Origin of the sequence: Maridesulfovibrio sp. (assembly GCF_963677005.1) — a bacterium.
In the GTDB taxonomy this organism is placed as follows: Bacteria; Desulfobacterota; Desulfovibrionia; order Desulfovibrionales; family Desulfovibrionaceae; genus Maridesulfovibrio.
This window is the reverse complement of record NZ_OY781616.1, coordinates 1,206,080-1,228,961: the sequence shown is the minus strand read 5'-3', so window position 1 is coordinate 1,228,961 and position 22,882 is coordinate 1,206,080. Positions and strand designations below refer to the sequence as shown.

Below are 22,882 nucleotides of genomic sequence, written 5' to 3'. Positions count from 1 at the left end.
CCGGCCGAAAGCGGGCGTGTCCGCTTTCGGCCGGATTCATATATGGAGGGCGGACCTTTTGACTCCCGATGAATTATATCAGAAAAGTCTGGAAGGACCTTTTATTCTGGCCGGACCATGTGCGCTTGAGACGCTGGATGTGGCATTGCGTGCTGCGGAAGAACTGGCCGGTATCGCTGAACGTCTGGGTATGACCGTTGTTTTCAAGAGTTCTTTCGATAAGGCCAACCGTACTTCCATCACATCTTTTCGTGGTCCGGGAATGGACGAGGGGCTCAAGTGGCTGCAGCGTGTCAAGGATGAAATCGGTCTCCCTGTAGTTACTGATATCCATACCCCGGATCAGGCCGCACCTGTCGGCGAAGTTGCCGATGTGGTTCAGATTCCGGCTTTTCTGTGTCGCCAGACCGATCTGCTGGTCGCCGCCGCCGATACCGGGCGGGTTGTAAACGTGAAAAAAGGCCAGTTTCTGGCTCCCAATGATATGCGTCATGTTGTAGGTAAGCTGAAAGAGGCCGGAAACAGCCGCATCTGGCTGACCGAGCGCGGTTCATCGTTCGGTTACAACAATCTTGTAGTGGATATGCGTTCCATTCTTCTGATGCGGCAACTGGGTTGCCCGGTCGTATTCGATGCCACTCATTCCGTGCAGCTTCCCGGAGGACTGGACGGAAAATCCGGAGGACAGCGGGAGTTTGTTCCCGTGCTGTCGAGGGCTGCCGTTGCAGCCGGTGCGTCCGGTGTGTTCATGGAAGTTCACCCCGATCCTGACTGTGCCCTTTGCGACGGACCCAACAGCTGGCCGCTTGACCGGACCGAGGATCTTATCCGCGATCTGATGGCCGGATGGAGCGTTGATTATGTCTGCTAAGGACCGTGCTTCAAAAATTCGGCTGCTTATACTGGATGTGGATGGCGTGCTCACAGACGGCGGTCTTTATTATGACCACGAAGGTAACGTCATGAAGCGTTTCAACGTGCAGGACGGCCTTGGAATAAAATTCGCACAGCAGGCTGGAATAGAGGTTGCCGTTATAACCGGTCTTGATCACGGTGCGGTAAAGGAGCGGGTTTCCGAACTGGGTATAACCGATTATTATCCCGGCCAGAGGGAAAAGCTGCCTTTCTATGAAAAGCTGTTGCGTGAAAAAGGTCTTACTGATGAAGAAGTCGCCTACGTTGGTGATGACTGGATAGACGTTCCGGTAATGCTCCGGGTCGGGCTGCCCATGGCCGTCAAGAACGCTCAGCCTGAGATTTTCGGTCTTGCCCGGTGGATATCTTCAAGGAGCGGAGGACACGGGGCCGTGCGCGAGGCTATCTCCTTCATTCTTGACGCACAGGGAAAACTCGGTTCCATCTGGCAGGAGTGGGCAGGCTAAATGGGCCGAAGCCGTTACGTATTTTTTTTAGTCCTGGCCCTGCTGCTGGGGGTTATTTCCGGGACCTTGCTGGGTAAAAAGTACGGATCGTATCCTCACATGGTCCGTTCGGCCGTTAAACGTCCGGTCTTGGCTGACCAGAACAAGTCTGATGTTTCTGCCGAGGAAATTGAATTGATTCAGGGGACCGGTGGGGATGTGGAGTGGATTCTGCGGGCAGGCAGCGCTGATTATGACCAGGAAAAGGGGCTTGTTATAGCGGATAAGCCTCGGGTTACATATTATCTGGGAAGAGACCGCAAGGAAGTTTTTGTTCGTGCTCAGCACGGAGAGGTCAGCCAGAAAGGCGAGGGGTTGAGGCTCTGGGATAACGTTGAAGGGCATTACGGCGATATGAAACTCAAGTCCGAGCGGCTGAATTTCGTGCCCAAGGAAAATGTCCTTTTTCTGGAAGGAAATGTAAGGGTGTTCAGCCCTGCAACTTTTATCAGCGCCAAGAAAGTTAAAGTTGACCTTGTCACCCGCGAAATAATGATTGAAGACGGTATGGAAGCCCTGATATCACCTGCTATGGTGGTTATGCCCGAATAATGGGGACCAATTTCAGAAGCGAGCATGCATTTGACTAGCAATTTTAAAAATTTATGTTTTAAAGGGAGTAGCCCGGCAAACTGTTTTCCGGCCTTGCTCTGTCTTTTGTTCCTGTTGAGCCTTGCTTTCAGCTTTCCTGCACACGCTGCAGCTCCTGAAGGGCTCAGGGTTGCGAAATCAATTGCCAACGTCCGGTCTGAACCGGGATTGAAGGCTCCGGTTGTCTGGATTCTTTCTCCCGATCAGAGTTTCAGGGTAGGGGCCTTGGATGGCGGTTGGTATCCTGTTTTTCCCGCATCGGCCGGGAAGAACGAATTGCCTGTGGGCTATGTTTCTTCCAAGGTTGTTGTTGCCGCCGCCCCTCAAAGTCCGCAGGCGGACTGGGGGGATGTCCGTTATCTGGGCAGGGACATCAAGTACCATCTCGAAAGAACCGTCAAATCTTCAACCGGTGGAGTTTTCAAGACCGGAGACTGCATCAAGGTAGGCTTTTTGCGTGACGGCTGGTACGCCGCATTCAAGGGTGACACCGCAGTTGTCTCGGAATCCGAGGCCTTGGGGTTTGTAAAAAAGGAAGATGTGGATATTGATGTTGCCGACGCCCGTATCCGTTACGCAGTAAGACGTATAAATGTTATTGAAAAACCGGTGGCCGGATCAGCCGAGGTAGGGATTCTTAGTCCGGGGCACAGAGCTCAGGTCGGAGCAGAGAAAGGCGGAATGTATGCCCTTTACCGCATTGATACTATTGTGAACAAGGATACTCCCGTATGGGGGTATGCCTGGGGCCTTTCCTGGCTGCCTATCCGAAAAATCTCGAAAAAGTTCAGATGGCCGGTATCGATGCCCGCAAGGCTGAAATTGCTTCTGAAAAAAAGAAGAAAGAACAGGCCGCAGTAAAACGTCAGAACAATCTTGACGCTATGGAGCAGGCCATGCAGGAGATTCTGGAAACTCCTGTGTCCACAAAGACCATGTACTCCTCGGCCGTGTTGAATGTGCGTTCCGAACCAGATCCCAAGTCGCTTATCGTGGGTAAACTTGAAGTCGGGGAATCCGTTACTGTCGGTGCGATTGAGAATAAATGGTATCCTGTTTTCCGCCTTGCCGAAGGCAAGGAGGCCGAGAAGATCGGTTATGTCTACGGCACTTATCTTCAGGCCGATCCTCCTGCCGAGAAAAAGGCAGAGAAGCCTGCACAGAAAAGAAAATCCGGCACTGCCGATGAAGTTCCCATCAAGATCACTTCCGAGAAGATGACCTTCAGCGAGAACCGCAACCGGATTACCTTTTCCGGCAATGTAAAGGTTGTCCGCCTTGATGTAACCCTTACCTCCGAAAAACTGACCGCATTTCTGAGGCCGGAAGGAGATTCTCTTTCCGATACTCAGGATAAGATTCGGGAGATTGTCGCTTCCGGCAACGTCAGGGTGGTGATGAATAATCGCAAGGGTAATTGTAAAAAGCTGACATACAAAGTCGCCGATTCGATTATACTCATGGAAGGCGATGCGAGGCTTCAGGACGGAGCCAATCTGGTGCAGGGCAATGTTATCCGGTTTTATCTCAAGGAAAATCGCTCTGAAGTTGTCGGCGGAAACAAGCCCATTGAAGCAATTTTTTACACACCGAAGAAGCTGACCGACTAGTCTACGGCTCTCTCTGCCGTTGATAATGTCGTTCCGGATCAACAGACAGGAGTCACATGTCTTCAATTGTCGCCAGAAAACTGGTCAAGTGCTACGGCCCCAAGGAGGTCGTCCGGGGCATTAATCTGACCGTGCGCGAAGGCGAGGTTGTCGGTTTGCTCGGTCCTAACGGCGCCGGGAAAACCACTACTTTTTACATGCTCGTAGGGGTTGTAAAGCCTACTTCCGGTGAAGTTTATTTCGACAAGAAACTGATCACCAGGCTTCCGTTGCACGAGCGGGCCCGTATGGGGGTCAGCTATCTTCCGCAGGAAAGTTCCATCTTCAAAAAACTTTCGGTGCGCAAGAATCTGGAAATCATCATCGAGCATACCGGAATTTCCGGTAAAGCCGTGGGGCGGCGCGCAGATGAACTTCTCGACCAGCTTAATATTCTGCGTCTTGCCGACCAGAAAGCCATGTATCTTTCAGGAGGTGAACGCCGCCGTCTGGAAATTGCCAGAGCCATGATCAACAATCCCAGTTTTATCCTGCTCGATGAGCCGTTTGCGGGCATAGATCCGATAGCTGTAATTGATATTCAGGACATTATCTCGTCTCTCAAGGATATGGGGCTGGGAATTCTTATTTCCGACCATAACGTGCGCGAAACACTATCCATATGTGACAGGGCCTATCTGGTCTATGAAGGGCGCGTTATTCTGAACGGTTCCCCGGAAAGTATTGTCAAGAACACCAAGGCCAGAAGGCTTTATCTCGGTGACTCCTTCAGTTTGTAATCTTTTTCATAAGCGATTATTTCAAAGTCGGAAGATGAGGTAGGATTCTCGCCAATTTCGAAAAATCAAGATATCGCGCTGCTAATAAAATCCCGGGATAAAAGGCTGCTGACATGCCGTTGTTTCGGGATTTTTTGCGTTTTTTTGCTAAGAGCTATTGTTTTTGTTTTGTCCTGTATCTGTTTGCGTACGATAATTCTTCCTTTTGTCCATTTCAGGATATTTAGCCTAAGTTTAATTAATTTGGCCCGTGTGGATTTACAGTCTGCAAGAACATTGGTACACTTTTTTCATAAGCCTCCATACTCCCTAAAACATATTGAAATTTCAGATTAATTTTAGATGCGTGTTGCAAAATATAGTGGAGTATGGCATTGTTTAATCACGCTGGGAGCAGAATGGGAAAAAATGTTTCTGTTTCTTGCGAAATGCCGAAAACAATTCAGATTGGTTATTCTTGTATGATCACGAAGGTGGCGTAAGTCTATGGGGTTGGAACTTAGACAGCAATTAAAGCTTACGCAGCAACTGGTGATGACTCCCCAGTTGCAGCAGGCAATTAAATTATTGCAGCTCTCGCGTTTGGAGCTGGTGGATTCAGTACATCAGGAGCTGATGGAAAATCCTATTCTTGAGGAAGCCGATTCTCAGGAAAGGACCGATTCTCCTGATTCTGACGCCGGTACCGCATCTGCCGAAGAGGTCCAGATGTCCAGGGAAGCGGAGTGGGAAAATTACCTTGGTGAATTTTCCAGCACTTCCAAGCAGTCAGCCTCCCGCGAGGCTGAGTCTCTTGAAGACGGTATGTCCTTCGAGGCACGGCTTACAAAGTCAACCTCGCTTGAAGGGCACCTGCACTGGCAACTGTCTCTTTCCGATTTCAGTGAAAAGGAAATCGAAATCGGAGAGTGCATTATCGGGAACCTTAGCTCCGGAGGTTTTTTACGGATTGACTTGGAAGAGGTCGCCGAAACATGCTATACTGAAATCGCAGACGTGGAAAGAGTGCTGTACAGGATACAGAGGTTCGACCCTGTAGGGGTTGCAGCCCGCACTCCACAGGAATGTTTGATGATTCAGTTGGAGACATTGAAGCTGGACGATGATCCGATTCTTGTCTCGCTTGTAAGGGATCATCTGGATGATCTGGAAAAAAAGCGGTATAAGCCGCTGGCCAGAAAATTCAAGCTCAGCATGGAGGACCTGAAGAGTTATCTGGACCTGATGCAGACGCTCGACCCTTTGCCGGGAGCAAGTTTTTCAAGCGGAGACTCTTTCTATATAAGCCCGGATGCTTATGTTTATGAATATGACGGAGATTTTGTCATTGTTCTGAATGAGGACGGGTTGCCCAAGCTGCAGATGAACGCTTTTTATGTCGAAACTCTGGCTTCTACCAAGGGGGAAGACAAGGAATATTTTCAGGACAAGATGCGCTCCGCCCAATGGCTGATGAAAAGCCTGTATCAGCGGCAGCGGACTCTTTACAAGGTTCTTGAATCAATCGTGAGGTTTCAGCGTGACTTTTTCGCCCACGGGGTTACCAAGTTGAAACCGCTTATTCTGAAGGAGGTCGCTGAAGATATTGAAATGCATGAATCCACAGTGAGCAGGATAACGACCAACAAGTATGTATCCACTCCGCATGGGATTTATGAATTGAAATTTTTCTTTAACAGTGCTCTCGGGTTGGATGATGGATCTCAGGTCGGTTCCGAATCCGTAAAGGCAATGATCAAGAAGCTTGTCGGCGAGGAGGATGGCAAGAAGCCGCTGAGCGATGAAAAAATAGCCGAAATACTGAAGGAAAGTCTTGAGGTCAACATTGCGAGAAGGACTGTAGCCAAGTATAGGACTGCATTGGGAATTCCTTCCTCGTCAAAACGCAAGAAGGTATTTTAAAATGTAAGTCCGGAGAAAAAAGCATATTCACCTATTACGAAGGAGGCTCTATGAACGTAGCATTCACCTTTAAGAATTTTGATGCATCTGAACATCTGAAGGAATATGCAAATAGCCGTTTCTCCAAGCTTGAGAAGTATGTGACCAATCCTGAAAACACCGAAATGCAGGTAAACCTGTCGGTGGACAAGTTCAGGCATGTGGCTGAGGTGGTTTTAAGCTCCGATTATATGCACATAAGCGCATATGAAGTGTCAGAAGACATGTATTCCACTGTGGACATGGTTCTTGACAAGCTCGAAGCACAGCTGCGCCGTGCCCGCGAAAAGGTGATAAGCCGTCGGCGCAAGGATGCGGGTGCCGGTTCAGCACATATGGATATAATCAGCTATGCTGACGAGGAAACCTATAGGGAACCTGTGATCGTAGAGTCCGATTCCTTTGTTCCCAAGCCCATGAGTGTGGATGAGGCCGCAGAGCAGCTTCAGACCATGGGGCACGAATTCCTCGTATTCCGCAATGCTGATAATGAAGCAATCAACGTGATTTACCGCCGCAACAACGGCGACTTCGGTTTGATTGACCCGGGATACTAACTGATGAATATAAGTGATAATCTGGCGAAGAACCTTGTTATATATGAATTGGAAAGCTCCGACAAAAGCGGGGTTTTGAGGGAAATGGTCTCCACCCTTCCTGCCGCAGGGCTGGATGTGGATGTGGACAACGCCATCAAGGTTCTTAATGATCGTGAAAAACTCGGAACAACCGGTATAGGGGATGGCATAGCCATCCCCCACGGTAAACTTGATTGCCTGGAAGAAATCGTGGTTATCGTCGGCAGGTCCGGCGAGGGCGTGGATTTTGAAGCGCTTGATATGCAGCCGTGCCGAATCTTTTTTATGGTCCTGGCCCCTGAAAAAGGGGCCGGTGCCCATCTCAAGGTTCTGGCGCAGATTTCCCGGCAACTGAAAGACCCCGCCTACCGGCAGGCCTTCATAGATACTGAGGATGAGCAGGAACTGTTTAAGCTCCTCGGTGTAGGCTGATCAATCAGAATATTTAAAATTGAATTTGCAACGAGATTAGCAATGAGTCCAGGCCATTGCTAATTTTTGTTTATGTGGCTATTTCTTTTGTGCGGCAAAAGAAAACTGCCGCCAGCGGAAGAAAATCCATGCAAAAGCTCTCAGGGCATTCCTGATTCAAGGGCGTACAGCACAAATAATATCCGGTTTACGCGATGGCGGATTCTTGCGCCCGGCCTGTCCGATGCGGTCTGGTGAATGACTATCCTCCTCGCAAAGTATGCATACTGCGGTCCGGTTGGTTACCAGGACAAAAGTAAAGGGGGGAAGTCGGAATGGAAGGGTCTGAATCATTCCCGGTTATTGTGGTAAGCGGACTGTCCGGGGCCGGCAAGTCTACGGTGCTCAAGGTCTTTGAAGACCTTAGGTTTTTCTGTGTGGACGGAATGCCGGCCGGCATGCTGCCGAGAATGGTCAAGCTGTTTACAGGACAGGACCGGATGTACCGCGGGCTGGTGCTGGGAATGGACCTTAGGCAGCATGATTTTATTGACGAGTGGGAGAATACCCGCGCTGAACTGGCGGGTGAAGGGTTTCGCCCAAGCCTGCTCTTTCTGGAAGCGCGCCTGCCTGAACTTGTCCGCCGGTACGCCACAACCCGCCGTCCTCACCCCCTTGAGGCCTGTAACATAGGCCTGGAGCAGGCTCTTGAAGAGGAAAAGGAGATTCTTTCCCCCCTTCGAGAACAGGCTGATCTTGTTATCGATACAACTACTTATTCCATTCACGACCTGCGTCGCAGCATTCAGGAAAAATGGTCGGAACTGACCGAAAAGTCATCCGGACTGCGGGTGCATGTCATGTCTTTCGGGTTCAAGCATGATGTCCCGACTGCTGCAGATATGGTCATGGACCTGCGCTTTCTGCCCAATCCGTATTTTGATTTGAATCTCAGGCCTCTTTCAGGGAAGGACAAGGCCATTTCGGATTACGTCCTCGGCACGGAGCCGGGGTCGGTTTTTATTGAGAAATATCTCGATTTCCTTCAATATGTGCTTCCTCTTTACGAGGCTGAAGGGCGGTACCGGCTGACCATAGCCGTGGGGTGCACCGGCGGCAGGCACAGGTCCGTGGCAACCGCCGAAAGGATATTTGCAACTCTCAAAGATAAAGGGTATCTTGTTTCTTTGGAACATAAGCATATCCACCTGAAATAACAGGAGACGGTCTGTCCGTCTGTTCTAATCGGGAATTTTAATGGGCACTGAATCAAGCAAAATAGGAATTGTCCTTGTTACTCATGGTAACTTCGGAAAGTCGCTGGTTGATGCGGCTGAACTTATTGTCGGTCCGCAGGATTACGTCAGCTCGGTAAGCGTTGACGTTTCTCAGGGGATTGACGCTGCCATGGATTTTCTCAAGAAAACGGTTGCGGAAGTTTCTAACGGTGTCGGAGTGCTGGTCCTTACAGACATGTTCGGCGGTACTCCTACCAACCTGAGTCTTTCCATGCTGCAGGGTGAAAAGATCGAGGTTGTTACCGGTGTCAGCCTGCCCATGCTGCTCAAGGCATTGCAGAAACGGAATGAATCATTGCAGACGCTGGCCGATGAGGTCAGCAAGGCCGGAGTAAAAGGGATTGTCATTGCCGGTGAAATGCTGCGAAAACGAACTTCGAAGGGGTAGTCATGCAGTGGGTGCGAATTGATAACAGGCTTGTTCACGGGCAGATTATTGAAACATGGTTACCGTACACCCACGCCAGACACATTATCGTGGTGGATGATTCCGTGGCCGATGACAGCCTGCAGCAACAGATAATGTCCCTTGCCATTCCACAATCAGTGACCTGTTCGTTCTCCAGAGTCGAGGATCTCAACGCCAGACTCATGGCTGTTCCCTGTGAACAGCGCGGGAGCATGATCATTCTTTTTTCATCCTGTGCCGACGTGCGTCGCGCACTTGAAGCCGGTTTCAGTTTCAATTCCGTCAATATAGGAAATATTCATTACGGCCCCGGCAAAAAGCAGATTTCTCCCAGTGTTGCGCTCAGTTCCGATGATGAGTCCTGTCTGCATTATTTCAAAGGCCGTGGGATAGAGTTGGATTTCCGCTGTGTACCAAATGATCCTGTTCAGGTGAGGTTCGCATGAGTTTTCTGCAAGGACTTGCTCTGCCTTTTCCCGCATGGGTTGCGGTAATCGGTTTTTTTTTGCGCTTTTTTCCCTTTTCCGTTTTACCATAAATCCAGGCCTGCTGGAGCGGCCTCTGGTTGTCGGTGCTCTTTGGGGCGCTGTGACCGGGGATGTCCTCACCAGTATGCGGATTGCAGTTTTTTTTGAGTTATTCTGGCTGGATAATATCCCGGCCGGAACTTACATTCCTCCTCACATTCTCGCCCCCACCTTCAGTGCTCTCACTCTGACAACCTCCTTTGCTTTTACCGAGGCCCGTCAGGTTATGATCATTATTCTTGCGTGCCTTCCCCTGGCCCGTTTCGGGTCCTGGCTGGATTATTCGCTTCGACGCTGGCACAACCGCGGTCATAACCGGCTCTTAAACTGGGCCAGAAGGGGAAAAGCAGGTGAAGAACTGCCCGGAAAACTGGTCTTTCAGTCTATTTTAAGAACATTTGTGACTTCTTGGCTTTTTTTCTGGACAAGTACCTTGATCCTTCATTACATACTTCGTATATTTTTTCACAAATGGGGACCGTTGGTCGCCGGAGTGGATATGAAGTGGTCTTTTTTGTGGATTGCCGCCAGTCTCGGAGGCCTTTTAGCCCTGAGATTGCGTAAAGCTTACGCCGCTTTTGTCTTCGGAGTGGTTTTGCTCGGCTTTATTGTCCTTGCCGGCATCGTATAGGCTTGGCAGGCAAAAAAGATTGTGATAGAAGACACAAGCTTGTTTAAGCTACCATATTTTGAGGAGGAATTTAATTATGGCTATTATTGCTGTTGGACACAAAAACCCCGATACCGATACCATTGCTTCCGCAATTGCTATCGCAGACCTGTGGTCCAAGGTCAAAGAAGAAACCAAAGCTGTTGCTCAGGGTGAAGTTGCTCCTGAAACCGCTTTCGTACTGGAAAAATTCGGTTGCGCTGCTCCCGAAATCGTAACTGACGCCACCGATCAGAAAGTGATCCTCGTTGACCACTCCGACCTGGCTCAGAGCATGGACAACCTCGGCAAGGGTGAAGTTGTTGCCGTTGTCGACCACCACAAACTCGGTGATGTAACCACCCCCAACCCCCTCGAAATGTGGGTATGGCCTGTTGGCTGCACCGGTACCGTAATCAACTCCATGTACAAGTTCTACAATGTTGAAATTCCCAAAAACATTGCCGGTATCCTGCTCTGTGCCATCCTCTCCGATACCGTAATGTTCAAGTCCGTAACCTGCACCGATGCTGACAAGGCTGCTGTTGAAGAACTGGCCAAGATTGCCGGCGTTGCAGACGTTATGGCTCTCGGAATGGAAATGTTCAACGTTAAGTCCGCTGTTGCCGGTGCAACCATGAGCGAACTGATTTTCCGTGACTACAAGGACTTCGACATGTCCGGCAATAAAGTCGGCATCGGCCAGCTCGAAGTTGTTGATCTGTCCGTATTCGACAACATTAAGGCTGATCTTTACGCTGAACTTGAAAAAGTTAAAGCTGACGGCCGTCACAGCTGCTTCCTGCTGCTTACCGACATCATGAAAGAAGGTTCCGAAATGCTCATCGTTTCCGATGATCCTTCCGTTGTCGAAAAAGCTTTCGGCGTTGCTCCCGAAGGTACCAAAGTATACCTTGAAGGCGTAATGTCCCGTAAAAAACAGGTTGTTCCTAACTTCGAGAAAGCTTTCTCCGCATAAGTTAAGTTCACACTGCATTAAAGGGTCCGGTAGAGTTAGCTCTGCCGGACTTTTTTTTTGCACCTTCTTTAGGCAACTTAGTTATTCTTATCTGGCTCCCGACAATGTCGTTTTGGTATGTATATAACATTTCATGACGCAATGGAGGGGAGTATGTTTAAGCGTTATCTTGCCTGTATATTTGTTTTGCTGATTTTATTTGTTTCAGGGGGAGCACAGGCTTCCACCATTTCAGCCAAGGGCTGGGGAACTGAGAGCAGTGGAGTGTACACCGTCCAGTTGTGGACAACTGATTCAGCCATCTCCATAACAAGTGTTGATTTCAGCAAGGATTCCTTATCCGGCTGGTCCTGGACTTACGCTGACGACTCCCATACCAGTGTAATCCTCAGCGGGTCCGAAACGTCTTCTGCAGGTGATCTGGTTGTGTCTTTGAAATTTGATTCACCCAATCCGTTTTATGATTTCAGTGTGGAATGGGCTGAAGTCAGTACAGATACGACCCTGACGGGGACAAATTATTACAGCAATAAGGAGTGGACCTATACTCAGGGGGAGATTTCCAATACTCCGACCCCCATTCCGGCGGCGGTCATTCTGTTTGGCGGAGGGATTTCTCTTCTTGCTGTTATTCGTAGAAAGTTAAGGACATAGCTGTTTGAATTTATGTCTATCCGGTTTAGTTTTTTTTAAGCTGTATCCCGGCAACAACATTCTAACGTAAAAAATTGTAAGGCTGTTTTTGTAAACAGCCTTTTTTGTTTGGTTAGCAGAATCTATGCTTTAAATAACGGCCGATGATTATCCGGCTTATTCCAGAGGGAATTGTTTCTTCCGGATGTTGCTGGCAAAAACGAATTATTTAATGAGCCAACTCCTTGAAATCAGGTTTTATTGAATCATTTCATTAATAATCAAGGAGAAGCTTGTTTTATTTTTTGGAAATAATTGTTGAGAAAGCTTGATTTTGTCCTTTTTGTTGCATAACTTTCTAAATGTTTGGTGTCGGTTATTGATTTTTTTAAATTTATACTTACTTACTGAATACAATGCCGTTCTTTCAGTATAAAGCTTTTAGCAGGATATATGAATATTACTTTACTCTGTTACGCAACTTTTTCTGAAAAAGCCCCTGAGAATTCTGAAAACTATCCGATAAATGATGGTGAAACTGTCAGCGATGTTCTTGAGAGAGTCGGCATTCCGATTGAAGAAGTAAAAATTGTGTTCATTAACGGCGTTTCTTCGGCGTTTGACAAAGTGCTTGCAGATGGGGACAGGGTCGGTGTTTTCCCCGCTGTCGGCGGTGGTTGATAATGGAGGTGGATAATGAGGTTCTTTTCAGGTGTATTTACACTGCTGATTGCATTGCTGGTTTTTACCGCTGCTTCGGCGTTTGCTTCTACCATTAATGCCAATGGCTGGTATAATGAAAATTCCAATGTTTATGCCATGCAGATATGGGTTAACGACCCCGGTGTTTCAATCAAGGACGTAAAGATTAATAGCGGTCAGTCCTCTTCCGGGTGGAGTTGGCGTTATACTGATGATACCAAGACAAGCGCTGTTTTCAGCGGTCCTGAAGCGGACTTCAAGACTCTGTATACACATATTCAGTTTGACAGCCCCAAGCCGGACAAGTTTACCAACTTCTCTGTTGATTGGGCTGAGGTCAGCGAGCAGACAACCTTGACCGGGACAAATTTCTACAAGAACAAGAAGTGGACTTTTACGTCTGGTGAGATAGACCGGACTCCGACTCCTATCCCCGGAGCTGTTCTACTCTTCGGCGGAGGATTGTCGCTGGTGGCGTTGTTTCGCCGCAAGTTTCGCAGAGCTTAATTACTTCATTACGAATTCACGGAAGGGCCGATTTTTCGGCCCTTTCTTTATATGGACGCAGCGGCTGGTTTATTCCTGATTTTATAATCAACCTATAGATGATTGCTAACTTGCAGATTGCATGATATCGGCATTGCTTCAGGAGAACAGGAATGCTCCTGAAGGAGGAAAGTATGGGCAATCGTTGCCTCTTGAATTCAAAAATTCATCGAGCCACCATAACCGATGCAAATATTGATTATGAAGGCTCAATTTCCATCGATGTTGATCTGTTGGAAAAAGCGGGAATTCTTCCCTACGAGCGAGTCGATGTTCTGAACGTCGACAACGGTGAAAGGCTTACCACATACGCCATTGAAGGCGGTCCGGGTGAGTTTTGTCTTAACGGTGCGGCCGCACACAAGGGTGAGGTCGGACAAAAAATCATTATCTGTTCTTATACCTGGCTGGATGAAGACGAACTGGCTCTGCACAGGCCCAAGGTCGTTTTGCTGGGGGACGGGAACAAGGTTAAAAAAGCTTGATAGCTGAAAGCCAAGAAGGCGCGGGTAACCGCGCCTTTTTTCTTTTTGTGGGTTGCTGTTGCTACTGCAGAATTATTTTAACGTTATCCAGCGCCCAGAATTCCGTTTTACGACCGGTCAGATATCCCCTGAACTCGATGGCCGTCTTGCCGTTCTTGATCCCGGACAGGGGAATGTTCATGGCCAGCGGCTGTATCCAATAGGCCCGCTCCCTTTCTCCGACCCTTACGAAACCGTTGTTGTCCAGCGGGCGTGATTCATCCCCATCAATGAGCGCGCACGGGAATTCGGTCATTTCCAGTAACTGGTTTCCATCAACTTCAGAAATAGTGAAACGATCGGCCAGCTTGCCTCCGCTGTCCCAGGTGCCGACGAAGATCAGGTCGAATTTTACTTCAACCTCTCTGCCTTCCGGTATCCCGTCTATGGTCAGAACTGTTGATTTCCGGTAACGTTTGTTGCGGTCATTGAAAAGTCCCAATGTCCGGTTTTCACCTATGACAAAGGTCTTTCCGGTTGACCATTGCGCCGGAACCTTTTTGGAATTGAAGGAATAAGTTGCGAGCACTTGTTGAGTGTCTGATGCGCTGGCAGATATCGGCAATGAGCAGACCAGCAATAAGATCATAACGTAAAAAAACTTTTTCATTTCTATCTATCCTTGCAGCCAGGTTTCAAGAAGGGGCGGGGTTCTGACGCAGGAGAACATCTGTTTCCATTCGCAATGTGCGGTCAGTTCCACTCCGTGCTGGATTATTGATACCGGTTTGTCGGAAGAAACAACAATCACGATGAGGTTGTCATACTTGGCGGTAAAGCGCAGAGCTGAATTGAATCTTGCTCCTCTGGCTCTGTTTTCGCCGGTGACCGCCTTGCCGTCCAGCAGGCAGGCAAAGCCGTGCAGTTTGAGATCCTTGCATATATGCACAGCGCCGTCCAGTTTGGTGAGGGACCTGGCCAGACCACGAATTTCGGGTTGATTCAGATCAAGCGGTTCTTCAAGGGTCTGCCCGGCGATTTCCACCGGGGTGTCATTAAAGTCCAGTACCAGCGTGCAGCCGTGTCTGCGGTGGTTGGCGCTGGCGATGATTCTGATGATCAGTTGAAAAAGTTTATGGCGGGCTTCAGCCGTCAGGTCTATTTCAAGCAGGAACTCTTCAAGCTGAACAAGGTTCGGCTTGTAATTGGTGGAGGAAAATTTGGCGTCCGCAAAACTGCATACAGGGTCTCCGCCAAGGTAGAGCAGGCCCCAGTCTCCTTTGAAAAATGCCGAGATGGAGTTGTTTGTCGGCCCGATGGAAGCTATGCCGACAACACATCTGCCGTCCGATACCAGTTTGCGGCTTGAGTTTTCCACTGACTGAAGAAGTTTGCGCACGTGTTTATGGTTTTTGAGAGAAGGGCGCTCATTTTCGGGGAATTTGGCCATGTATTTTATTGAATCCAGTTCCGAGGGTTCAATGAATATAAGGTCTCCTTTGGCCCAGGCTCCTTCTTCGCGGGTTTTGGAAATTCCAAGTACAGCATCAAGTATAGGGTAGACCCTCAACTGGGTGTCCCAGCCCATGATCCGGTTACGCTGGTCCACTATGAAATCACGTACCGCATGCGTGGAATATTCCCGCAGCAGATGTCCGGAACTGTCTATACGCAGTATGTTCTGGGTTGCAAAATCCTGTGAGAGGAGCATGGCTGCATATTCCATCCAGCTTTCTGTCGGGCCGGTCGAACACATGTCCGGGTGCTGTTCCGTGAACCAGCACTGGTAGAATATGCTGCTTGACCGGGCACTGCATGTTATCAACCCCGCCAGGGCCAGGTCCCGTGACGGAATTACTTCGATAAGACGGGTGCTGTCATCATGGGCAGAACCTGCCCGCCATTCGTTTGATTCGAAGTAGTACTCCTGAAGCTTAGGCTCGTGTTCCCTGAGGAGGTCCTGCGGATCGTATATGTGTAACGGGTCCTCGGGATTGACGGCATAAACAAGTGCCGCCCTGCTGGCTCCTGAAAAGTGTGAAAGCCCGTCCCGCAGCCCGTCCATTATGTGAAAAATACATAAATTGGCAAAAGATTCTGAACTCATATCATACCCGGATCTATTTTAGTAGGTGATGCAGTTCTGTTTTAGATTTATGAAAATACATACCAGAGCAGTAAACAGGTGTCCGTTATATGTACGGCTGCTATGCAGCCTCCTCTAATCCGTTTGCTGGGATAATGAAAAGAGCTTGCAGGTTTTATGTAATTTACGCATCGGTAATTTCTTTGGAACCTGCAAAAACGCCCTTGTTCATTTTTTTTAAATAATTACTTTATTTTTTTCTTCTTTGTGAAGCTTTTTTTTGTTTTGTTGCGGTTTAAATTTTTATTTCCGGCGGTCTGTTTTGAACCGCCTGTTTTGGGAGTCGATTTGTCTTCCTGATTTTTATGACTGCCCGCTTTTTTTGGGGATTTTTTGGCAGGCCTGTTCTTCCCTCCCGCCCTTGGGTCCTTTCCCGGATCAGGGATCAAGATACGATGCTGCTTGAGGCGCATGGCGTCTGTTTTGGCAACGAAGATACTGTTGCCGTCCGGATCTTTACCGCAGTGGAACATGGCCGTGGCTATTGTTCCGGGTGTAGGGATGAAGCATTGCACCTGGCGGGGTCTCCAGCCACGCGCAGCCAGCCAGGAGGAGAGCATGCGCATATCCTGATCCGTGCATCCGGGAAACGCGCTCATGAGATAAGGAATGACATACTGCTCCTTGCCTGCCTTACGCGATTCTTCCGCAAACATTTCCAGAAAGCTTTCGAAAATATGCAGTTGCGGCTTACGCATATGTTTAAGCACCGATGGAGAAATGTGCTCCGGAGCCACTTTGAGTTGACCGCCCACAAATTCTTTGAAAATGGCTTTTAAGCTTGCAGGGTCCTTCTGGCCGAGATCGTAGCGTACACCGCTTGCCACCCGGACGTGTTTTACCCCTTCCTGTCTGTCCGCTTCTCGCAGCAGGTCCAGATTTGCTTTCTGATTGTATTTGAAATTGGGACAGACTCCCGGAACCAGGCAGCTTTTGCGTTTGCATTTTCCGCGCTGCAGAGTGCACTGCGCATTCCACATGTTTGCGCTCGGTCCGCCGATATCTGAAATTGACCCTTTGAATTCAGGATGGTTATTCATGCGTTTAATTTCCGCAAGAATGGATTTTCTGCTCCTTGAGCGAATGTGCCGGCCCTGATGCATGGCGATAGAGCAGAAAGAGCATCCTCCACCGCAGCCCCGGTGGGATGTGATGCTGAATTCGATCATGTCTGCGGCCGGAATCCTATCCTTGTAGGAAGGGTGGGGCATGCGCGCGTAGGGCAGGGAGTACAGCCAGTCAAGTTCATCCGTTTCCAGATAATCCGCTGGCGGGGTGATTATGACCTGTCTGTTGTCAACCTGCTGTGTCGCCCAGGCCGTTCCGTGGTGGACCTGTTCTTCCAGAGCTATGGTCGCTTCCATCAATTGCCGCGGGTCTGCCAGAATGTCTGCATGCGAGGGGAGCTGCACTCTTTCAGCTGTCTCCGGAATATCTTCATCGGAACCCATGAACGCTGTTCCGCGAATTCCCTTCAGTGCCCGGTCTGCGGGATAATTCTCATCTGCCAGACGAACAGCCGCCTCCAGCATAGCGCGTTCTCCCATGCCGTAAACAAGCAGGTCCGCCTTGCTGTCCATGAGGATCGGTTTGCGTACTTTATCCGTCCAGAAATCATAATGGGAGATTCGGCGCAGGGATGCTTCAATGCCTCCGATTATTACGGGAACACCCTTGAAAGCCTGCCTGAGCATGTTTGTGTATACTATTACGGCTCTGTTCGGACGGGCTCCGGATTTCCCGCCGGGTGTGTAGGCGTCATCGCTTCTTTTTTTGCGAAAGGCTGTGTAGTGCGCCACCATGGAATCAAGCGCTCCGGCGGAAACTCCGGAGTAAAGTCTCGGCGGACCCATTGATTCGATTTTCTTGAGGTCGTCCTGAGAAGGCTGGCAGACAAGAGCCACCTTGAATCCATGGGCTGACAGTACCCTGCCTAGCAGCGGGATTCCGAAGCTGGGATGGTCTATGTAACTATCTCCCGAGATGAGTAATATGTCCGGCCTGTCCCAGCCCAGCTTGTCCATTTCCTGTCTGGACATGGGCAGAAATTTAGGTTGGGATCTTTTTTCGGCTATGATGCTTTGTTTCATGTGGCGGAGCATATAGCCGAACACAGAGGCTGGCAAGAATCTATCTTTGCCGCTCAAAAGGAAGTTTTATAGTGAACCTGGTGCCTTGCCCCGGTTCCGAATCAACATCAAGCTGTCCGTTGTGCTGGTCTGTTATTATGAAGTAGGAAATGGACAGCCCCAGTCCCGTCCCGTGGCCGACTTCCTTGGTGGTGAAAAAAGGTTCGAAGATACGTCTGCGTGTCGATTCGTCAATGCCGGGACCGTTGTCCATGATTTCCATAACCGCCATCTCTCCCTGCTCGTAAGTGCTGCAGGTAAAGGTCGGTTGCGAATCCGTATACTCTTTTTCCGCCATGGCTTGTGCACCGTTTTTGAATATATTCAGGAGTACCTGCTGTATTTCGTTTCCGGCACAGAAAACCGGTCTCATCCCCGGCTGATAATTTTTTTCTATTTTAATCTGTTTGAAGTCATGCTTGTTTTGCGGGTTGTAATCATTTCCCGCCAGTTCAACTGTCCGGTCCAGCAGCTCCCCAAGCTGCCAGGGAGAAAAAACACCCTCACTCTTACGGGCAAAACTAAGCATATTGCTGACAATTGATGCCGCCCGGGTCCCGGCGGTTTTTATGCCATCCAGCATTCTTGGAATTTCCCTTTCATTCAGATAGGCACGGATAGTTTCCAGCCGGGTTGAACATTTTTCCGCCGCCGCCTTATTGGCCGGAGTATCATCGTAAATTCTTTTATGAATATTGGCGGATGTACCTATTATTCCGGCCAGAGGGTTGTTTATTTCATGCGCCATTCCGGCAGCCAGACCGCCTATGGAGGTCATCTTTTCATTGTGCATTATCATCTGTTCGAAATTTTTGCGTTCGGTTACATCGTCAACCCGGATGACCGCCCCTGGTGTCTGTCCTGCAATGAGCGGATATATTGTAACTTCCCGATATACTTTGGAACAGGATTTGTCTGTGGTGATAATTTCGTATTTATGCTTTGTCTGGTTGACTATCGCATTGGTTATCCTGTGAAAATCATGAGTCATTTCAGGCAGAATCTTTTGCAGAGGGTGTCCTAAAGCATCGGAGGATTTAAGTCCGGTTGCTTCTTCGGCACCTTTATTCCACTGGGTGACCAATCCGTCAGGATCAACCCCTATAATTATGGATGGCATCGAATCTATTATGTTTACAAGGTAGTTGCGCAGGGTTGTTATTTCCTGTTCTGCCTCTTTGCGCTGTTCTATTTCAAACAGCAGGGTAGTGTTTTTAGTTGCCAGGTCCGAAAGAAATGCAACAATTGCAATGTTGTATTTAAGTGTTGCTTCAACTTTTTCCCTGCTGAATCGAGGGACTTCGGCAAGCGCAGATATATATTTGTCTTTGTCAAACCCGAATTCGGCAGCCTGCCTGATAAAGAATTCCTTTTCCGGCATTTCATCTTCATAAAAGAATTGTCCCAGAAAAAAGGTTGCAATGTGCCGTCCATGGCACATGATGGGAATGCCTATGTCCCAGAGTCCGTTGCCGCACTTGTACGCGTAGTGCGAGCCTTCTTTTATCTTGTTGGTAATTGCCGTGTCGCTTGCTATACAACGAGCATTTGTTTTCGGATGGATACGGTGGAAGTTCAGGCAGATCTTCTGCCAGCCTGCTCCGGCATATATTTCTCCGGAATTGGCATCAATTATACCCGAAGGCATCCCTGTGGCCGTATAACTTACCTCAAGCATACTTTGGAGTTCCTTTACTTCTATTACGTCCTTGAGCAGCAGGGTATCGAATTCGGAATTGAATGTTTGCGGTTTTTTAAGAGATGAAAGCATGGTTGTCTCCCGTATGCAGAGGTCGTATAGAGGGCTTCATTCTACTTCATTTCTGATTTTAAGGAATTATATAAAATAAGTATAGTTCAGAAAGCAGACCATTGCCATTACCTTTAATTGGTTTGACGTTCAGGTGCGGTTGACCGGTCCTTCATGCAAGGGTAGAATTGTGGGCGCTTATAAAAATGATATTCCAGTAATCAAAGAGATATAAGGAGACTTCATGAAGCCGCTTCCATGCGTTTTGACAATTGCCGGGTCCGATTCCGGCGGCGGAGCAGGTATTCAGGCCGATCTCAAGGCCATATCCATGGCCGGATGTTACGGTGCCAGCGCTATCACAGCGATTACCGCCCAGAATACTGTGGGGGTCGCCGGGATTGAAGCGGTTTCTTCTGAATTTGCAGCGTTGCAGATAGAAACGGTTTGCAGTGATATAAAGGTCAGTGCGGCCAAGACGGGAATGCTGTTTTCAGCACCCATCATCAGAGCTGTCGCAGCCGCATTACAGGGGAAGGATTTTCCGCTGGTGATCGATCCCGTCTGCGTTGCAACCAGCGGGGCAAAGCTTCTCAAGGACGATGCCGTGGAAGCCATGAAGGAGCTTTTTCCGCTGGCTGAGCTGCTTACTCCGAATATCCCGGAGGCTGAATTGTTCAGCGGCATGGAAATAAAATCCCGCGAAGATATTTTTGCAGCCATAGAAGTGCTGCTCGAAATGGGGCCGAAGGCGGTTCTGATCAAAGGCGGGCATCTTGATTCCGTGGCCTCGACGGACTGGCTGGGCATAAGCGGTCAGCAGCCGATCCCGCTTATGCAGCAGCGGGTAAAAACAAAAAACAGCCACGGGACCGGGTGTACCCTGTCTGCCTCGATCGCATCGTATCTGGCTCTTGGCTGCGACATGGTAACGGCTGTGCGCAAGGCTCAGGAGTACCTTAATCTGGCCTTGCGGGCCGGTTTTGATCTCGGAGAGGGAAGCGGGCCGCCGAATCATCTGGCTCCCATGCTGAGAGAAAGGAGCAAGCAGGGGGTAATAACCGATCTTCACGATTTCGGTCTTCTGCTTTCCGGCATGGATGGTTTTTCTAAACTGGTGCCGGAAGTACGCATGAATGTTGCCGCGTCTCTTCCGTATGCCGGAGATATAAATGATGTGGCGGCTTTTTCCGGCGGCATAGCCGCTGCCCGGAACGGCGAGATTCTACCCTGCGGTTATCCGGGTTTCGGAATGTCGAAGATGCTGGCTCGTGCACTTATCTGTGCAGGCAAGTCCAATCCGGAATTAAGCTGTGCGATCAACCTGCGCTATGATGCCGAAATCCTTGCTGCCATGGTTGCATGCGGATTTGTCGAAGCCTGGTTTGACCGCGAGGATGAAACCGCTGAATTCCGTATAAATGAAGAAACAACGGTTGAATGGGGCGTCTGCAAGGCAATGTCGGAGCATCCGGAACCGGAGATGGTGGATGTTGTCTGCGATTCCGGCGCGAAGGGAAAAGTCCCGCAGCTTCGTCTTTTTGCAAGGAATTTCACCGAACTTGAAGAGAAGTTGGTGAAAATAATTAATGCCTTGGAGAACGTATAAGTATCGCACTGTATTAATGGACAAAAACGTTAATTTCCTGTTGACAAGCAGTGGTACTGTCTATATTAACCCATCTTTGCTGTAGCTACTTGAGTCGGTTCATCTTGATTATTGAGCTCTGCTCGGGCTATAGCCTCGTTAACAGGTTGCGAGAGTGGCGGAATTGGTAGACGCACTGGATTTAGGATCCAGCGGCATAGCCGTGAGAGTTCGAGTCTCTCCTTTCGCACCAATGTAAATGAAAACACCCCCTTACAACGGTTTTTGAATGGCCGTGTAAGGGGGTGTTTTTGTGTTTTTGTGTTTTTTCGCCTTTATTTTGCCTTGTCGAAATGTGGCTCTACCTCAAAGAAAGGGGCGATGACTTAATCCGATAAAAAGAAAGGCATACCGAACCGACTCGATATGCCCTATAAATTGATCAAATTTCCGACCAAAGAAAGGAGATCAATTTATGGATCGAATCTTAATCGGCCTGCCCGATTTTGCAATCAAAAATGTGGTGTCGTATTTTCCGATAATTCTTGAGGTAGAGTGGACAGGCAAGCCAATTTGTCCTCGGTGCCGAAGTTCTTCATTTCGGATCAAGGATACGTTCAGGCGATTTATCAAGAGCATTCCGCATAACGGGCGCGCATCGATTTTGCGGGTAAAGTGCCACAAGTATCACTGCAAGGATTGTGGTCGATATTTCAACACCCGTATGGACGGGATTAAGAAGTGGAGCCGCTCTACCGAAATTTTAAAGCGCGAAGTTTTTCGGCAGTACAACAACGGATCATGTAACAAGACCATTGCCAGTGAAAACGGAATCGGAGTTTCCAGCGTGGAGCGATTTTATCATCAGGTCATCAATCTAAAAGTCCGACAGCGCAGCAACTGGAAGTGTCCTCGGTATCTCGGAATTGATGAGCATCGTTTCACACGCAAAGTGGGGTTTGCAACCACGTTTTGCGACCTTGCAAACAATAAAATTTTTGACATAGCCATGGGCCGCAGTGCCGCTGAATTACTTCCCTTTCTCAGGACTCTTAAAGGGCGGAGTAAGGTAAAAGTAGTTTGTATAGATATGAATTCTGCTTATAGGCATATGGTCAAAACCTGGTTTCCGAACGCCCGGATTGTTTCGGATCGCTTTCACGTAATTCGGCTGGTGAACCAGCATTTCAGCAAGACCTGCAAGCTGATCGATGAAGAAAATATTTCGTATGGTCGGGGTGGAATTTTGCGGGCCATGCTGTGTCGGCAGGACCGTTTGTCAGACAAAAGGAAAGAGCTTTTATCTAAATATTTTGAGGCGCAACCGGCAATCGAAAGTCTTTACCACTTCTGCCATGAACTGAACGATCTGCTCAGAGTTAGGGCACAAAATGGCCGTAGCTGCAAAAAATACATTTTCGAACTGCTTGATAAAATCAAGCAACTTCAGCAGAGTCCTTTTGCTCCGCTTCGAACGCTGGGCAGAACTCTGAATAGCTGGAAAGAGGAAGTGGCCCGGATGTTTCGTTACGGTAAAAGCAACGGAACAACCGAAGGATTTCATCGGAAGATGAAACTTATCCAGAGGCGGGCATACGGATTTAGAAATTTCGAAAACTATCGGCTGCGTGTACGGGTTTTGTGCGGGTAGTCGAGAAGAAAATCAACGGTTGGAAATTTGATCATTCGGGCTTGTGCCCCTTTCTTTGGTGTAGACCCCGAAATGTCTTC

At 48.8% G+C, this 22,882-nt stretch carries 24 protein-coding genes, 1 tRNA gene and 1 pseudogene; 22 read left to right on the top strand and 4 right to left on the bottom strand.

Annotation, left to right across the window (positions count from 1 at the left end):
• The first annotated feature begins 58 nt into the window (after positions 1-58).
• From kdsA to panD, 19 genes and pseudogenes are all read left to right on the top strand, one after another.
• Entirely contained in the window at positions 59-871 is an 813-nt protein-coding gene (gene kdsA, locus ACKU4E_RS05740; RefSeq protein WP_320170117.1) for a 3-deoxy-8-phosphooctulonate synthase, read from the top strand.
• On the top strand, positions 861-1,382 hold the full coding sequence (locus tag ACKU4E_RS05735) for an HAD-IIIA family hydrolase (protein ID WP_320170116.1): 522 nt from the start codon (positions 861-863) through the stop codon (positions 1,380-1,382). Before kdsA ends, ACKU4E_RS05735 begins: the two co-directional genes overlap by 11 nt.
• Positions 1,383-1,973 (top strand): LPS export ABC transporter periplasmic protein LptC, encoded by a 591-nt coding sequence (gene lptC / locus ACKU4E_RS05730; protein WP_320170115.1) that lies wholly within the window; start codon positions 1,383-1,385, stop codon positions 1,971-1,973.
• A gap of 93 nt (positions 1,974-2,066) precedes the next feature.
• Positions 2,067-2,873, top strand: a complete 807-nt coding sequence (locus ACKU4E_RS05725; RefSeq protein WP_320170114.1) for a hypothetical protein — start codon at positions 2,067-2,069, stop codon at positions 2,871-2,873.
• Positions 2,804-3,622: an LptA/OstA family protein gene (locus ACKU4E_RS05720; RefSeq protein ID WP_320172620.1), complete on the top strand. Its 819-nt coding sequence runs from the start codon at positions 2,804-2,806 to the stop codon at positions 3,620-3,622. Before ACKU4E_RS05725 ends, ACKU4E_RS05720 begins: the two co-directional genes overlap by 70 nt.
• Before the next feature lie 56 nt (positions 3,623-3,678).
• Complete coding sequence (lptB, locus tag ACKU4E_RS05715; protein WP_320170113.1) at positions 3,679-4,401, top strand: LPS export ABC transporter ATP-binding protein; 723 nt, start codon at positions 3,679-3,681, stop codon at positions 4,399-4,401.
• A gap of 486 nt (positions 4,402-4,887) precedes the next feature.
• Complete coding sequence (gene rpoN / locus ACKU4E_RS05710) at positions 4,888-6,303, top strand: RNA polymerase factor sigma-54 (RefSeq protein WP_320170112.1); 1,416 nt, start codon at positions 4,888-4,890, stop codon at positions 6,301-6,303.
• 50 nt (positions 6,304-6,353) lie between these two features.
• Positions 6,354-6,899 (top strand): ribosome hibernation-promoting factor, HPF/YfiA family, encoded by a 546-nt coding sequence (gene hpf / locus ACKU4E_RS05705; RefSeq protein WP_320170111.1) that lies wholly within the window; start codon positions 6,354-6,356, stop codon positions 6,897-6,899.
• 3 nt (positions 6,900-6,902) lie between these two features.
• Positions 6,903-7,352, top strand: coding sequence for a PTS sugar transporter subunit IIA (locus ACKU4E_RS05700; RefSeq protein WP_320170110.1), 450 nt, complete (start codon positions 6,903-6,905; stop codon positions 7,350-7,352).
• Between the two features lie 314 nt (positions 7,353-7,666).
• On the top strand, positions 7,667-8,548 hold the full coding sequence (gene rapZ / locus ACKU4E_RS05695; RefSeq protein ID WP_320170109.1) for an RNase adapter RapZ: 882 nt from the start codon (positions 7,667-7,669) through the stop codon (positions 8,546-8,548).
• Positions 8,549-8,588: 40 nt separating this feature from the next.
• The gene (locus ACKU4E_RS05690; protein WP_320170108.1) at positions 8,589-9,017 is read left to right on the top strand and encodes a PTS sugar transporter subunit IIA; all 429 of its coding nucleotides are present in this window, start codon (positions 8,589-8,591) and stop codon (positions 9,015-9,017) included.
• A gap of 2 nt (positions 9,018-9,019) precedes the next feature.
• Positions 9,020-9,484 (top strand): PTS sugar transporter subunit IIB, encoded by a 465-nt coding sequence (locus ACKU4E_RS05685; RefSeq protein ID WP_320170107.1) that lies wholly within the window; start codon positions 9,020-9,022, stop codon positions 9,482-9,484.
• Positions 9,485-9,518: 34 nt separating this feature from the next.
• Positions 9,519-9,848: pseudogene (locus ACKU4E_RS05680) on the top strand (PTS sugar transporter subunit IIC); the annotation flags it as partial.
• A 216-nt stretch (positions 9,849-10,064) separates the two neighbouring features.
• Positions 10,065-10,196: a hypothetical protein gene (locus ACKU4E_RS05675; RefSeq protein WP_320172661.1), complete on the top strand. Its 132-nt coding sequence runs from the start codon at positions 10,065-10,067 to the stop codon at positions 10,194-10,196.
• Positions 10,197-10,272: 76 nt separating this feature from the next.
• Complete coding sequence (locus ACKU4E_RS05670) at positions 10,273-11,193, top strand: manganese-dependent inorganic pyrophosphatase (RefSeq protein ID WP_320170106.1); 921 nt, start codon at positions 10,273-10,275, stop codon at positions 11,191-11,193.
• A 153-nt stretch (positions 11,194-11,346) separates the two neighbouring features.
• Positions 11,347-11,847 carry a hypothetical protein gene (locus tag ACKU4E_RS05665; protein WP_320170105.1) on the top strand — a complete coding sequence of 167 codons (501 nt, stop codon included), beginning with the start codon at positions 11,347-11,349 and terminating at the stop codon, positions 11,845-11,847.
• A 432-nt stretch (positions 11,848-12,279) separates the two neighbouring features.
• The gene (locus ACKU4E_RS05660; protein WP_320170104.1) at positions 12,280-12,507 is read left to right on the top strand and encodes a MoaD/ThiS family protein; all 228 of its coding nucleotides are present in this window, start codon (positions 12,280-12,282) and stop codon (positions 12,505-12,507) included.
• A 15-nt stretch (positions 12,508-12,522) separates the two neighbouring features.
• Positions 12,523-13,035: a hypothetical protein gene (locus ACKU4E_RS05655; RefSeq protein ID WP_320170103.1), complete on the top strand. Its 513-nt coding sequence runs from the start codon at positions 12,523-12,525 to the stop codon at positions 13,033-13,035.
• 173 nt (positions 13,036-13,208) lie between these two features.
• Positions 13,209-13,559 (top strand): aspartate 1-decarboxylase, encoded by a 351-nt coding sequence (gene panD / locus ACKU4E_RS05650; protein WP_320170102.1) that lies wholly within the window; start codon positions 13,209-13,211, stop codon positions 13,557-13,559.
• 61 nt (positions 13,560-13,620) lie between these two features.
• Here panD and ACKU4E_RS05645 read toward each other — a convergent pair whose 3' ends face one another.
• The 4 genes from ACKU4E_RS05645 to ACKU4E_RS05630 form a co-directional block, all read right to left on the bottom strand.
• Positions 13,621-14,208 carry a hypothetical protein gene (locus ACKU4E_RS05645; protein ID WP_320170101.1) on the bottom strand — a complete coding sequence of 196 codons (588 nt, stop codon included), beginning with the start codon at positions 14,206-14,208 and terminating at the stop codon, positions 13,621-13,623.
• A gap of 6 nt (positions 14,209-14,214) precedes the next feature.
• Positions 14,215-15,645 carry a DNA integrity scanning protein DisA nucleotide-binding domain protein gene (locus tag ACKU4E_RS05640; RefSeq protein WP_320170100.1) on the bottom strand — a complete coding sequence of 477 codons (1,431 nt, stop codon included), beginning with the start codon at positions 15,643-15,645 and terminating at the stop codon, positions 14,215-14,217.
• A 224-nt stretch (positions 15,646-15,869) separates the two neighbouring features.
• Entirely contained in the window at positions 15,870-17,774 is a 1,905-nt protein-coding gene (locus tag ACKU4E_RS05635) for a YgiQ family radical SAM protein (RefSeq protein ID WP_320170099.1), read from the bottom strand.
• A gap of 40 nt (positions 17,775-17,814) precedes the next feature.
• Complete coding sequence (locus ACKU4E_RS05630) at positions 17,815-19,584, bottom strand: PocR ligand-binding domain-containing protein (protein ID WP_320170098.1); 1,770 nt, start codon at positions 19,582-19,584, stop codon at positions 17,815-17,817.
• A 223-nt stretch (positions 19,585-19,807) separates the two neighbouring features.
• Between ACKU4E_RS05630 and thiD the strand changes: the two genes are divergently transcribed.
• From thiD to ACKU4E_RS05615, 3 genes are all read left to right on the top strand, one after another.
• The gene (thiD, locus tag ACKU4E_RS05625; RefSeq protein ID WP_320170097.1) at positions 19,808-21,172 is read left to right on the top strand and encodes a bifunctional hydroxymethylpyrimidine kinase/phosphomethylpyrimidine kinase; all 1,365 of its coding nucleotides are present in this window, start codon (positions 19,808-19,810) and stop codon (positions 21,170-21,172) included.
• A gap of 148 nt (positions 21,173-21,320) precedes the next feature.
• Positions 21,321-21,404 (top strand) — tRNA-Leu (locus ACKU4E_RS05620).
• 222 nt (positions 21,405-21,626) lie between these two features.
• Positions 21,627-22,802 (top strand): ISL3 family transposase, encoded by a 1,176-nt coding sequence (locus ACKU4E_RS05615; protein ID WP_320170096.1) that lies wholly within the window; start codon positions 21,627-21,629, stop codon positions 22,800-22,802.
• The last annotated feature ends 80 nt before the right edge of the window (positions 22,803-22,882 follow it).